This window comes from Actinomycetospora cinnamomea, assembly GCF_003096675.1.
GTDB lineage: Bacteria > Actinomycetota > Actinomycetes > Mycobacteriales > Pseudonocardiaceae > Actinomycetospora > Actinomycetospora cinnamomea.
The window spans coordinates 40,137-53,175 of the sequence record NZ_QEKW01000011.1 but is presented as its reverse complement, the minus strand read 5'-3'; the positions used below and the strand labels follow the sequence as shown (position 1 = coordinate 53,175).

8 protein-coding genes are annotated in these 13,039 nt (G+C 76.3%); 1 reads left to right on the top strand and 7 read right to left on the bottom strand.

The annotated features are described in order from the left end of the window. Positions 1–14 precede the first annotated feature (14 nt). The 6 genes from C8D89_RS29835 to C8D89_RS19175 all read right to left on the bottom strand — a co-directional run bounded on the left by C8D89_RS29835 (position 15) and on the right by C8D89_RS19175 (position 9,799). Positions 15–1,859 (bottom strand): hypothetical protein, encoded by a 1,845-nt coding sequence (locus tag C8D89_RS29835; protein WP_207787313.1) that lies wholly within the window; start codon positions 1,857–1,859, stop codon positions 15–17. Beyond that, positions 1,856–3,421, bottom strand: a complete 1,566-nt coding sequence (locus tag C8D89_RS19195) for a dynamin family protein (protein WP_116709735.1) — start codon at positions 3,419–3,421, stop codon at positions 1,856–1,858. The genes C8D89_RS29835 and C8D89_RS19195 overlap by 4 nt, the downstream gene beginning before the upstream one ends. Continuing rightward, positions 3,418–5,301: a dynamin family protein gene (locus C8D89_RS19190; protein WP_116709734.1), complete on the bottom strand. Its 1,884-nt coding sequence runs from the start codon at positions 5,299–5,301 to the stop codon at positions 3,418–3,420. Before C8D89_RS19190 ends, C8D89_RS19195 begins: the two co-directional genes overlap by 4 nt. 35 nt (positions 5,302–5,336) lie before the next feature. Continuing rightward, complete coding sequence (locus C8D89_RS30810) at positions 5,337–7,904, bottom strand: hypothetical protein (RefSeq protein ID WP_116709733.1); 2,568 nt, start codon at positions 7,902–7,904, stop codon at positions 5,337–5,339. Between the two features lie 386 nt (positions 7,905–8,290). Then, the gene (locus C8D89_RS28785) at positions 8,291–8,725 is read right to left on the bottom strand and encodes a hypothetical protein (RefSeq protein WP_133251974.1); all 435 of its coding nucleotides are present in this window, start codon (positions 8,723–8,725) and stop codon (positions 8,291–8,293) included. Positions 8,726–9,118: 393 nt separating this feature from the next. Then, on the bottom strand, positions 9,119–9,799 hold the full coding sequence (locus tag C8D89_RS19175; protein ID WP_116709731.1) for a hypothetical protein: 681 nt from the start codon (positions 9,797–9,799) through the stop codon (positions 9,119–9,121). Between the two features lie 16 nt (positions 9,800–9,815). On the opposite strand from C8D89_RS19175, the gene C8D89_RS19170 reads away from it, so the two are divergent. Beyond that, a complete protein-coding gene (locus C8D89_RS19170; RefSeq protein ID WP_116709730.1) occupies positions 9,816–10,994 on the top strand; it encodes a helix-turn-helix domain-containing protein in 1,179 nt (392 codons plus the stop codon). A gap of 19 nt (positions 10,995–11,013) precedes the next feature. Here the strand turns inward: C8D89_RS19170 and C8D89_RS30805 are convergent, their stop codons facing one another. Beyond that, entirely contained in the window at positions 11,014–13,026 is a 2,013-nt protein-coding gene (locus C8D89_RS30805; protein WP_279323395.1) for an Hsp70 family protein, read from the bottom strand. Between the last annotated feature and the right edge of the window lie 13 nt (positions 13,027–13,039).

Genomic DNA, 13,039 nt, shown 5'->3' with positions numbered 1-13,039 from the left:
CCGTCCCGCGCCGGTCAGCCCAGCAACGCCGACGTGTCGTCGACCCCGCCGGTGTCGGTGTCCTCCACGAGGCCCGTGTCCTCGCTCGCCCCCGCCGGCTCCGTCGACCCCGCCGGCTCCGCCGACGCGACGGTGTCGCTCGATCCGACGGTGTCCCCCGCCTCGGTGTCGGCGCCCGGGTCCTCCCGCAGGTCGTCGGTCGTCCCCGTCGCGTCCGTGGCGGCTCCGCCCGGTTCGCGGCCCGTGACGTCGGCGCCGTCCCCCCGTCCCCCCGAACGGTCGGCGGGTGCGGCCCCCTCGAACGTCAGGCCGGGGTCGACGGTCTCCGCGGGGTCCTCGGTCACGGCGGGGGTGCCGGGGGTGCCGGCCGGGTCGGTCGTGTCGGGCGTGCCCGCCAGACCCGACGCGCCGGACGAGTCGGACGGGTCGGACGTGTCGGACGGGTCGGACGGGTCGGACGTGTCGGCGGGGACGGAGCCGCCAGGGGCCGTGCCCTCGCCGCCACCTCCCCACGCGAGATCGTCGAGGTCCCGCGGGCCGCCCTCCCGCGTACCCGACGACCACACCGGCGCGGTCACCGCCGCGGCCGCGGGCGCCGCGATCGAGCTCGCCAGCGGCGCTGCGGTGGTCGTGCCCGCCCCGGCGGCGCCACCGGGGGCCGGGAGCGTCGCGGCACCGGCCGGCGTGCCCGTCGTCGCGGGTGACCCGCCGGTACCGGAGGTGCCCGTGCCCTGGGAGCGGCCGTCGACCTCGGTGAGCGCCGGCGGGCCGAAGGGGTCGTCGTCGTGGACGACCACCGTCGTCACCTCGCCGGGCGGGGCCTCCCCGTCGAGCAGCACCTGGTCCTGGAAGATCGTGCTCGTGGCCTCGTCGCCGGTGTCGTCGCTGGTCGACACCGCACGCGAGCTCAGCACGACCCCGACGTCGTCGTCGGGCACCTGCTCCCGGTCGGTCAGGCGGACCACGGCGTCCTGGTCGATGGTGACCTCGTCGAACCCGTCGCCGTCGGAGCCGAACGCGACGTCGAGCTCGTAGTCCGTCGTGACGGGGGTGAACGACCCGTCGGGGTTCTCGATGACGTGCACGTAGCCGGACTGGGTGATGAACAGGTCGGTCTCCTGTCCCGGCGGGTCGGGGACCGTGACCTGATGGATCTCCCGGAACACGTACTCGTTGCCGTCGTCGTCCCGGATCACGATGACCTGGACGGCCTGGACCAGGAACATCCCGTCGGCGGTCTCGGTGACCGACACGTCCTGGAAGATCTCGACCTCGAGCCAGTCCTCGCTGCCCGGCTCGGCGCTCTCCTGCACCCGGAAGCTGGTGCCCAGACCCGACTCGACCGGCCCGTCGGCCAGCGACCCGCCGGTCGAGCTGGCGGCGCCGCCGACGACGTCGGGGCCCCCGGGGCCGTCAGGCCCGCCGGTCGCCGACGACCCGCCCGCGCCGGCCCCGCCCGTCCCCGCGGTGCCACCCGCGCCTGCGGAGCCGCCCGCGGAGCCGCCGCCGGACCCTCCGCCGAACCCTCCGCCGAATCCTCCGCCGGAGCCGCCACCCAGCCCGTCGAACCCCTCGGCGCCCCCCGGGCCCGCCGGTCCGAGCGGGGTCGTGCCGCCCGCCAGCGTGACGTCCCCGGCACCCGCGAAGCCCTGGCCGATGACCACCGCGGCGGCCACGGCGCCGGCCGACGCGGCGACGCCGGCCGCGCGCCGGGCGAGCTGCCGCACGCGGGCCGGAGCCTCGGCACCCGAGGTCCGGGCCCGGCGGAGCCGTTCGGGGATCGCGGTGCGGACGTCGCGCTTGGCCAGCTCCCAGAGGTGCGGGGGCATCCCGGGCGGCGCGCCGCCGGGCCGGCTCACCGCCGGACCCCTGCGCCCGGCCGCGCCGGGTGCACCGGCGCGACGGGGCCGGCGGGCGCCGGCCGCGGGGGCGACCATCCCGTCGCCCCGAGCAGGAGGCCCTCGCAGGTCCGCACGAGCACACGAGCGGCGTCGCGCACCTCGCGCACCGAGGTCGGGTGCTCGGCACGGCGCTGCCACCGCGTCAGGGCCGCCTGTGCCGCCCGGACGTGATCGGCGGACGGGGCCTCGGCGGGCAGCGCGAGCCGCGACGCGGGGTCGACCCCCTCGGCCCCCAGGAGGCATTCGGCGTCGCGGCGCTCCTGGTCGGTCAGCATCAGTTCCCCGGCGCGCAGCCGGTCGAGCAGCCGGACCTCGGCGAACTCGTGGGCGGACGCGGAGATCTGCTCGAGCTCGCGGTCGAGGCCGCTGGCGGGGTCCACCGGGTGGCGCCGCAGCACGGCCTCGGCGGTCAGCAGCGCCGACCGTGCCTTGAGCACCTCGGCCCGCGCCGCGAACCGCGTCGCCAGGGCCTCACGCAGGGGCACGAGCCCGGAACGGTCGAGCAGCTCGCGGGAAAGCGCGCCGGCGGTGGTCGCGACGCCGCTGACCACCAGGCGGGTGCCGAGGCGGACCCCGAACAGGCCGAACCGGTCGAGCAGCGCCGCCCGCTGCTCGTGCGACAGCCCGAAGGCGTCGTCGGCCCCGACGAAGCGCCCGGCGGTGAGCAGCAGCCGTTCGCGGTCGACCTCCGGGGCCGCCGCGACCGCGCCGAGCGCCCGGAACTCGTCCTCGCGCAGCGTGGCCGCGGTGACGGCGAGCAGGCCGGCGACGGGGAGCACCGTCTGGCACAGGCCGCGCACCCGGGGGTCCTCGCTGTAGCGGCGCGCCACCCGCGCCGCGCTCTCGAGCGCCTCGGGCCGTCCGTGGCCGACCTCGTCGGCCCGTCCGAGGACGCCGATCGTGTTGATGGGGCGCCGCTCGGCGGGGTCGTCGCGGAAGGCCTCGAGGAAGCGGATGTCCGACGTGTGCACGTGGCGCATCAGGTAGACGACGGCGTCCACCTGCGACCCGGCGCCCTCGTCGGTGCCCAGCGCGGTCTCCGACCGTCCGGAGATCTCGGTGCTGAGGGAGTCCATGCCCGGCGTGTCGACGAGGGTCAGGGTTCGCAGGGCCGCCGAGGGCCAGTCGACGACGAGACGGTCGACGTCCTCGGCCCGCCAGCCGCCGAGGTCGACGTCGAGCAGGCTGCCCGACGGGCCGGGTGGGAGCTGCCGTGGCGGACCGTGCCGGGGGTGGGCCATCACGCGGTAGGTGTGGCCGTCGCGGAACCAGGTGACGATCCGCGTGCACTCGCCCGCGTCGGTGGCCGCGAGCTCCTGGCCCACCAGGGCGTTGAGCAGCGTCGACTTGCCGGCCTTGAGGCGTCCGGCGATCGCGACCCGCAACGGCTCGTCGAGCCGGACCGCGGCGTCGCGCAGCGCGTGCGCCGGCGGGCCGCCGCCGTAGACCTGCAGCGCGCGCCCGAGCAGCATCCGCACCCGGGCGAGCAGCGGCGGTGCGGACGCGACCGGGCCGGTCATGCCGGCACCCCCGCCTCGGCCGCCGGCGCCGCCGCCGGAGCCTCCGCCGTGCGGATGCGGGCGAGGTGGCCCCGCAGGTCCTCGATGCGCGCCCGCAGCCGCTGGAGCGTGGCGAGGTCCGACTCGATGCGTTCGCGCGTCCCCGCGTCGGACTCCCCGCCCTTGGCCTCCGCCTGGGCCGCGGACAGCGCGGCGGCGGCGGAGCGCTGGAGCTCGGCGACCCGCTCGCCCCACGACGTGCGCAGTTCACGCTGCACGTGGCGGATCGCGTCGCGGGAGTCCTTGCCGACCTGGAGGTTGAAGTCGTCGATGACCCGCCGCACCGCGGTCTTGGCCTCCTGGCGCCGGCGCTCGAGCTGGCGCTTGCGCTCCTCGCGGTACCCGTGTCCGCCGAGCAGCGCGCCGCCGAGCAGGCCGACGGGCAACGGTACGGCCAGGCCCACGATCGCGGGCAGCATCGTGAACATGAGGACGCCGCCGTAGGTCTTGTTGAACGCGGCTCCGAGGGCGCCCTTGGCCTTCTTGTTGGTGAAGCCGGCGTCGAGAGAGAGCCCGCCCACGAGGTCCACGGGGGCGGCGACCGTCCGCGCGGTGACGATCTCGGACTCGGCGAGCTCGAAGTGCTCACCGACCGTGGCGGCGACCTCCTTGGCGCGCCGGACGAACAGCGCGTAGTTCTCCATCGCCTCGCCCGCCAGCCGCTCGCGCAGCCACTCCTCGAACTGCTCCCAGTTCTTCGCCGGGTCGCCGTCGTCGATGGCGGCCTCCGCCTCGTGCAGCACCGCGCGCGAGCGCTGGCGAAGGTCGAACTCGACGTCCGAGGCGATGTCGGCGAAGCCGTCCTGCAACAGGACCTGCCACTTCGAGGACCGCTCGCGCAGCGCGTCGGCACGCTCCTTGGTCGCGCTCAGCCGCGCGAGGAGGGCGGCGGCGTTGGCCGGGTCGACCAGGGCGTCACGCCGCGCGGTGGCCGTCGCCTCCATCTGGTCGATCGCGGAGACGACGTGGACCACCACCGCGTCGAGGGCCAGCCGCTCGGCCTCGGCCACCACCCGGCCCAGCCGTCCGACGAGCGCGGGGTACCCGGATTCCGCGTTGAGGGCCTGGTCGCCCGCCGTGGCGGCCAGGGACCGCAGCTCGGAGGAGACCGCGATCATCTCGATGTCCACACCGGCCCGCTGGAGGTGGGCGTGGTCGAGCTCCGCGATGCGCATCCAGTGCGGGTAGAGATCGATCTTCGTCAGGACGAGGACGACGGTCGGGCAGAGCTCCTGCACGGTCCGCAGGAAGCGCAGCTCGGCGGCGGTCAGCTCCTGGGAGGCATCGGTGACGAACAGGACCGCGTGCGACTGCGGGAGGCTGCCGACGGTGGTCGCGTGGTGTACCGAGCCGATGCCGCCCACGCCGGGCGTGTCGACCAGGACCAGCCCGCTGGACAGCAGCGGGCGGTCCAGGCCGACGGTGACCGCGGTGAGGCGGCGCTTGTTGTCCGGGTTGCCGGCCTCGGACGCGTAGGTGGCGATCTCGCCGGGCGGGATCGTCTCGGTCCAGCCCGATCCGCCCGATCCCGGCATCGACTCGAAGGTCGCGCTCGCCGTGACGTGCGGTGAGTAGCGCACCTCCGTGGGCACGCAGGTGGCGACGTCGTCGTCGACCGGGCAGACCGGGGCCGTCAGCAACCCGTTGACCAGCGAGCTCTTGCCCTGCTTGAACTCGCCGACCACGTGCACCGTCACCGTGGAGTCGGTCAGCAGGCGCCGAGCGCTGGACAGCCTCTGCACGAGGTCGTCGCGCTCGTAGGCCTTGGCGCCCTTGACGGCCAGGTCGAGCGTCTCGACCGCGTGGCGTGCCGCGGCGCTCGGCGCCTGCTTCCCGGACATGGTTCTCCTCGGTGGACGGTGCGGGGCGGTACCGGTCAGCCGCCGGCGAACTCGGCGGAGCTGTCTCCGCCGGAGTCGGACCCGCCGGAGTCGGACCCGCCGCCCGAGTCGCTCGCCGCGCTCGCGGACTCGTAGTCCGAGCCCGTCGAGCTGCTGCTCGACGACTCCGACTCGCCGGACCAGCCGGAACCGCCGTCGTCGCCGGACTCGCTCTGGAACAGCGACGAGGAGGACTCCTCCTCGCCCGACCCGGACGACTCCGACGAGCTCGACGACTCCGAGGAGCTCGGCGCGGTGCCGTAGAACTCGTCGCTGCCCTCGGCCAGGCCCTGCTGGTTGAACTGCGCCCCGCCGTCACCAGCGCCCTGCTGGTTCTGGAACGCGGTGCCCCCGCCGTCGCCGGAGCCCCCACCGGACCCGCCTTCGGCGAGACCCTGCTGGTTGAACTGCGCACCTCCGCTGCCGCCGGCACCCTGCTGGTTCTGGAACAGCGTCCCGCCGTCGCCACCGGTGCCCCCGCCGCCCTCGGCGAGACCCTGCTGGTTGAACTGCGCACCGCCGTCGCCGCCGGCACCCTGCTGGTTCTGGAACAGCGTCCCGCCACCACCACCAGTGCCCCCGCCACCCTCGGCGAGACCCTGCTGATTGAACTGCGCACCGCCATCGCCGCCACCGGCACCCTGCTGGTTCTGGAACAGCGTCCCGCCACCGCCGGTGCCACCGTCACCGGGCACGACGCCCGGTGCTACGCCGGGCGCGGCGCCACTGGCGCCCGCCGCAAGACCCTGCTGGTTGAACTGGGCCGCGCCGCCACCGCCGGCACCCTGCTGGTTCTGGAACGCGGTGCCACCGCCTCCGCCGGTGCCTCCACCGCCGCCGGCGAGACCCTGCTGGTTGAACTGCGCACCTCCGCTGCCGCCGGCACCCTGCTGGTTCTGGAACAGCGTCCCGCCGTCGCCACCCCAGCCGCCGCCGCCCTCGGCCAGGCCCTGCTGGTTGAACTGCGCGCCACCGTCACCGCCGCCGGCACCCTGCTGGTTCTGGAACAGGTTCCCGCCGCCACCACCAGAGCCGCCGCCCTCGGCCAGGCCCTGCTGGTTGAACTGCGCACCCCCGCCGCCACCGGCACCCTGCTGGTTCTGGAACAGGTTCCCGCCGCCACCACCAGAGCCGCCGCCCTCGGCGAGACCCTGCTGGTTGAACTGGGCTCCCCCGCCGCCGGCACCCTGCTGGTTCTGGAACGCGGTGCCACCGCCGCCGGTGCCCCCGCCGCCCTCGGCGAGACCCTGCTGGTTGAACTGGGCTCCCCCGCCGCCACCAGCACCCTGCTGGTTCTGGAACAGGTTCCCGCCGCCACCACCAGAACCGCCGCCCTCGGCCAGACCCTGCTGGTTGAACTGCGCACCCCCGCCGCCGGCACCCTGCTGGTTCTGGAACAGGTTCCCGCCGCCACCACCGGTGCCCCCGCCGCCTTCGGCCAGGCCCTGCTGGTTGAACTGGGCACCCCCGCCGCCGGCACCCTGCTGGTTCTGGAACAGGTTCCCGCCGCCACCACCGGTGCCCCCGCCGCCCTCGGCCAGGCCCTGCTGGTTGAACTGCGCCCCGCCGCCGCCGGCACCCTGCTGGTTCTGGAACAGGTTCCCGCCGCCGCCACCGGTGCCCCCGCCGCCCTCGGCCAGGCCCTGCTGGTTGAACTGCGCCCCGCCGCCGCCGGCACCCTGCTGGTTCTGGAACAGGTTCCCGCCGCCACCACCGGTGCCCCCGCCACCTTCGGCCAGGCCCTGCTGGTTGAACTGCGCCCCGCCGCCGCCGGCACCCTGCTGGTTCTGGAACAGGTTCCCGCCGCCACCACCGGTGCCCCCGCCACCTTCGGCCAGGCCCTGCTGGTTGAACTGGGCTCCCCCGCCGCCGGCACCCTGCTGGTTCTGGAACGCGGTGCCACCGCCGCCGGTGCCCCCGCCGCCCTCGGCCAGGCCCTGCTGGTTGAACTGCGCCCCGCCGCCGCCGGCACCCTGCTGGTTCTGGAACAGGTTCCCGCCGCCACCGGTCCCACCGCCGGCCAGGCCCTGCTGGTTGAACTGCGCACCCCCGCCGCCGCCGGCGCCCTGCTGGTTCTGGAACAGGTTCCCGCCGCCACCACCAGAGCCCCCGCCCTCGGCGAGACCCTGCTGGTTGAACTGCGCACCGCCATCGCCGCCACCGGCGCCCTGCTGGTTCTGGAACGCGGTGCCACCGCCGCCGGTGCCGCCGCCGCCCTCGGCCAGGCCCTGCTGGTTGAACTGCGCCCCGCCGCCACCGGCGCCCTGCTGGTTCTGGAACAAGGTGCCGCCGTCCCCGCCGTCACCGCCGCCGCCCGCCAGGCCCTGCTGGTTGAACTGAGCGGCCGGGTCGCCGTAGGAGGCGGTGTAGTCCTGCAGGTAGTCGCACTCCCCGGGGCAGGCTGCCCGCTCACCGTGGGCGGGGCAGATGTACGGGGGTGCGGTCACGGCGCCCTGCTGGTTCTGGAACAGCGTCCCGCCGCCGCCGGGACCACCGCCGCCCTCGGCGAGCCCCTGCTGGTTGAACTGCGCGGCACCGGTGGCCGGCTCGATCGTCTCCGACATCTCCCGTCCTCTCGTCGTGGGGGCCGCAGGCCTCGCGATGACGGCTCGGCGTCGACACGTCCCGCGTGGAGCGCCGCCCGGCCGAGGTCTGCGGTGATGTGACCCAGCGTGGTGATCATCGGGAGTGGAGTCATGAGTAGGCCTCTACTCACGGGGGTCGTGCCGCCCGCCGCACTACTCGCTCCTCCCCTGCGGGGCGGCGCGCCGCCGGCATGGTGCGGACACGGGTCATGCGCTGACCCACCAGCACCGACGCGTCTGCCGAACCCGGCGGCAGATCACGGACGAATCGGACGCGAGTATCGGAGTCGACCCGTTTGGTGTGACCGCGAGTTACCTCAAAACCCCGGCACTACGACGTCAGTGGGGCGTGCACCCTTCCCCTCCTACTCACCCTTCGTAAGACTCCGTCCCTGATCGACGAACGGAGCCGTCACAGAGGCGCCGTGCGTGGAGGGGGGCGGCTGATGCTCGAGAGCCGGCCGTTGGTCGGGCGGTCCGACACGGTCGCGGCCGTCGTCGCCGCGGCCCGCAACGAGCGTCTGGCCGCGGTCGTCGTCGGCGGGCCGCGCGGGATCGGCCGGACCCGGCTCCTCCGCACGGCTGTCACGGCGATCACCCACGGGTCCGACCCCGGACGCTGGCGTCCGACCCACGTCATGACGAGCCGCGTGACCAGCGACGTCCCCCTCGGCGCGCTCGGCGATCTGCTGGGCGACGTCGAGCCCACGATCACCGACACCGCCGCCCTCCTGCGCGAGGCGCGTCGCCGACTGAGCGGGGACAGCCCCCGACGCCTCGTCGTCGTCGACGACGTGCACCTGCTCGACGCCACCTCGGCGGTGCTCCTCGCCCAGGTGGCCCGCGCCGGGCAGGCGTTCCTGCTGCTGGCACTGCCCACCGGCTCGGTCGCGCCGGAGCCGTTGCACGCGCTCTACCGCGACGGCTACGCCACGCGCCTCGAGCTCGCCGAGCTCGACCGCCCCCAGTCCGACCAGCTCGTCACCGCGACCCTCGGGGCCCACGTCGACGGCGTGACGCTGGACCGCCTCTGGGAGCTGTCGCTGGGCAACCCCCGCTTCCTCTGCGAGCTCGTCGAGGGCGCGCAGGAGGAAGGGGCGCTGCGCCCGTCGGGGTCGGTGTGGCGCTGGGACGCGCCCCGCCACCCGCCGCGTCGCCTCGTCGAGCTGCTCGCCGACCGGCTCGGGATCCTGTCACCGGCGGAGCAGGACCTGGTGCGCACGCTCGCCTTCGGTCAGCCCCTGGGCTCCGAGGTCCTCGCCGCCGCCTTCCCCGACAGCCCCCTGTCCGCCCTGGAGTCCGAGGGCCTCATCACCTCGACGCGCGACGGTCGGCGCCTCGACGTGTCGTTGGCGCACCCGCTCTACACCGAGCTCCTGCGCAGCCGCGCCACGCCGCTGCAGGAGCGCGAGGCGTACCGGCGGCTGCGGACCGCGCTGGAGACCTCGGGCTCCCGGCGGGCGGAGGACCGCCACCGCCTGCTGGCGTGGAAGGTCGCCGAGGGCCTGCCCGTCGACCCCACCGAGCTGCTCGACGCCGCCGCCGGCGTCTCCGCCCGCGAGCCGCGCACCGCCGAGCGGCTGCTGCGCGCCGCGGCCGACCACGGCGCCGGCTTCGACGTGCTGTGGCGGCTCGGGCTGTTGCGCGTCGACCTGGGCCTCTACGACCCCGCCGAGACGGCCTTCGCCAGCGCCGCCAAGCTCGCCGAGGCCAGCGACCCCGTCGAGGCGGCCCCCGACCCGTTGCTGGTGGCCACCGTCCGTTGCCGCAACCTCTACTGGGGGCTGCGCGGACGAGACCGGTGCGCGCGCGGCGGCGTGCTCGGCGCTGGCGGCGGCCGCGTCGCACGGCGCGGGAGACGGACCCGCAGCCACCGCCCTGCGCGGCTTCGTGTGCCTGCTCGACCACCGGCCCGATGCGGCGCTCGCCGAGGTCGCGCCGCAGCTCGGCGGGCCGGACGACGCCCCCGACACGGTCACCGCCCTCGCCGTCGGAGCCCTGGCGCGGCTCGCACTCGGCGACCACGCGCAGGCGAGGGCCCTCGCGCGGCGGGGCCTCGCCATCGAGCCCGGCGGCTGGGTGGCCGTCGAGCTGCGGATCGCGCAGTGGTGCGCGCTGCTCGACGCCGGCCGTCTCGACGAGGCCGAGGAGCTCGCCCGCCGGTGGCACGCCGAGGCCGGGCCGGGCGGGGTCGGGGAGGAGGTCGCGCTCTACCTGACGTGGCTGGGCATCGTCGCCGCGCGCCGCGGACGGCTGGAGACGGCCGTCCGGCTGCTGCACGAGGCCGCCTCCGGGGTCGCCGCGCGCCGGTTCCCGTTCACGGTGCCGCTGGTCAGCGAGCTCGCCGTCGCGCTGGCCGGGCTCGGGCGCACCACCGAGGCGCAGGACGTCCTGGCCGAGGCGCAGGGGCCCGCCGGCGGCCCGCTGACCGGGTGGCTCCAGGGTGCCCAGGTGTGGCTCGCCGGGGTGGAGGGGCGCACGACCCGGGCCACCGAGCTCGCCCTCGACGAGCGCGCCGCCGCCACGCACGCCCAGCGGGTGCAGGCGCTGCACGCCGCGGTCCGTCTCGGCGTCGGGCGCCCGGTCGTCGACGCGCTGGACGCCCTCGCGACCCGTGGCGACGGGGCGCTCACCGCGCTCTGTGCCGCGCAGGCCCGGGCGCTGGCCGACGGGCACGGCGCCGATCTGGACGAGGTGGCCCGGGGATTCGCCGACCTCGGCCACCTGCTGCTCGCCTCCGAGGCCTGGGCTCAGGCGTGCTCCGCCCACCGGGCCGCCGGTCACACCGGGGCCGCCGGATGGTCCGCATCGCGCAGCCGCACGGCCGCCCAGGCGTGCGAGGGCGCCGAGACGCCGGCTGCCGGGCTGTTGGGGCGCACCGGCGAGCTCACCCCGCGCGAGGCCGAGATCGCCGCGCTCGCGGCCGGCGGCCTGACCAGCCGCACCATCGCCGCGCAACTGGTGATCTCGGTGCGCACCGTCAACAACGTCCTGCGCTCGGTGTACGCCAAGCTCAGTGTGTCGGGGCGCGGGGAGCTGGCCGAGGCACTCGGCCTGCGGGCCCGCTGACGCCGGGGACGGCCCGGGCTCACCACCCCGACCCGGTGGTCCCCGAGGTGTCCCCGCCGCCGTCGGTGCCGCCGTCCCCGGTGGACCCGCCGCCGTCGGTGTCGCCGCCCCCGTGGTGCGCGGTGGTGGTGGGCCGCCAGGTCGTGCCGCCCTGACCACCACCGCCGCCACCACCACCGCCTCTGGTGGTGCCGCCGCCGGTGCCACCACCGGAGCCGCCCGCGCCGCCCGACCCACTCGAGCCGCCGGACCCGCCGGACCCGCCCGTGGCCGAGCTCCCGCCGGCACCCCCGTCGCCGCCCGCCGACCCGATGCCGGGGTCGGCCGTGACCGGCGCGGGGGTGGTCGTGGGCAGCGGCGTCGGCGCCACGACGGCCGACGGCGCCGGCACCGCAGGCGCGTCGGACGCGAGCGCGGTGTAGGCGAGCGCCCCGCCGCCGGCCAGCAGCGCCGCGAGCACCACGCCGGCGACCACCAGCGGTGTGCGCCGCCGCGACCCGCCGACCGGCGCCGCCTCCGCGCCCGCGGCGCCGTGGTTCGCCGTCGCCTGCCCGCCCGTGGCCGGGCTGTGGGTGCCCCGCCCAGGGTTGACCCACGCGGTCGCTCCCGTCGTCGAGCCGCTGGTCGAGCCGCTCCCGGCCCGAGCCGGGTCGGCCCAGGTCGTGGCTCCGCCGGCTGCCGGGAACCCGCCCGCAGGCGTGCGGCCCGGATTGACCCACCGCGTGGTGCCGGTACCGCCGGTCGTCGGCCGGGACGACGCGACGGTCGGGATCGTCCCGGAGCGCGGGCCGGTGTCCGGGCCGGTCCGCGGTCCCGTCGGCGGTCCGGATGCGGACGCCGCTGCCGGCCGGACCAGCGGGACGCCGCCCGACGGGGTGCGCGTCGCGACCGGAGGCACCGGCCGGCGGTAGGGCGCCCCGGAGCTCGGGAAGACCGCCGTGTGCGCGGCGCTCGCCGCGCCGCCCACCCGGGCCGGCGGCTCGACCAGCATCGCTGCGCCGAGGACGATCGCGTGCTTGGGGTGCGCGTCGACCGCGGTCGGGCGTCCGAGCTGGGCGGACACCATCCGGGAGACGAGCGGGATCCGCGAGGACCCGCCGACCAGCAGGACCGTGTCGAGCTGGTCCGGGGCGACGTCCGCCGACTCCAGCGCGCGCCCCAGCGCCGAGATCGTCGCGCTGATCGACGGGCGGATCATCTCCTCGAACTCGCCGCGCGTGAGCCGCACCTCGGTCTGCTGCGAGGGCAGCAGGACCGGGATCGTGGCGTCGGTGTCGGCCGACAGGGCCTCCTTGGCGAGCACACAGTCCTGGCGCAGCCGGACGACCGCGCTGGTGGCGGCGGCGTCGGATGGGTCGAGCGCGGACACCGCCCCGTCGAGGACCCGGTCGACGTGGGCGAACACGGCCTCGTCGAAGTCGACGCCGCCGAGACCCTCGACGCCCTCCGGCACCCCGAGGATCTCGAAGCCGCCCCCTGTGGTGCGCAGGACGGTGGCGTCGAACGTGCCGCCGCCGAGGTCGTAGACGGCGACCGTGCGGCCCTCACCGATGCGCTCGCTCGCGGCGTAGTGCGCGGCGGCGGCCTCCGGCTCGGTGATCATGGTGACGTCGTGCAGCCCGGCCAGGCGCGGCACCTGGTCGAACAGCTCGCGCTTGTAGGGCCCCCAGTTCGCCGGGTGGGTCAGGCGGACCGCGGTGGGCGCCCCGCCCTCCCGCTCGGCGATCTGCGCGACCACCTCGCGCAGCTGCATCGCGAGGAGGTCGGCCGCCGAGTACGGCGTCCCGCCCAGCAGGAGGGGTGTCGGGTCGCCGAGCCGGCGCTTGACCTCGCGCGCCACCCGGTCGGGCTCGCCGGCGGCGCGGCGGACCGCGGCGTCGCCGGTGAGCACCCCGCCGCCGGGACGCACCAGGACGACCGACGGCGTCGCCGTCGAGCGGTCGCCCAGCGGCGCCATCTCGACATGCCCGTCCCGCACGACGGCCGCCGCCGTGAACGTCGTGCCGAGGTCCACACCGAGCCCGTACGCCACCGTTCCTCCTCGT

What these genes read in the sequence shown, in the direction of transcription:
- C8D89_RS19195 (WP_116709735.1), bottom strand. Translation starts at nt 3,421, where the DNA reads ATGACCGGCCCGGTCGCGTCCGCACCGCCGCTGCTCGCCCGGGTGCGG.
- C8D89_RS19190 (WP_116709734.1), bottom strand. Translation starts at nt 5,301, where the DNA reads ATGTCCGGGAAGCAGGCGCCGAGCGCCGCGGCACGCCACGCGGTCGAG.
- C8D89_RS30810 (WP_116709733.1), bottom strand. Translation starts at nt 7,904, where the DNA reads ATGTCGGAGACGATCGAGCCGGCCACCGGTGCCGCGCAGTTCAACCAG.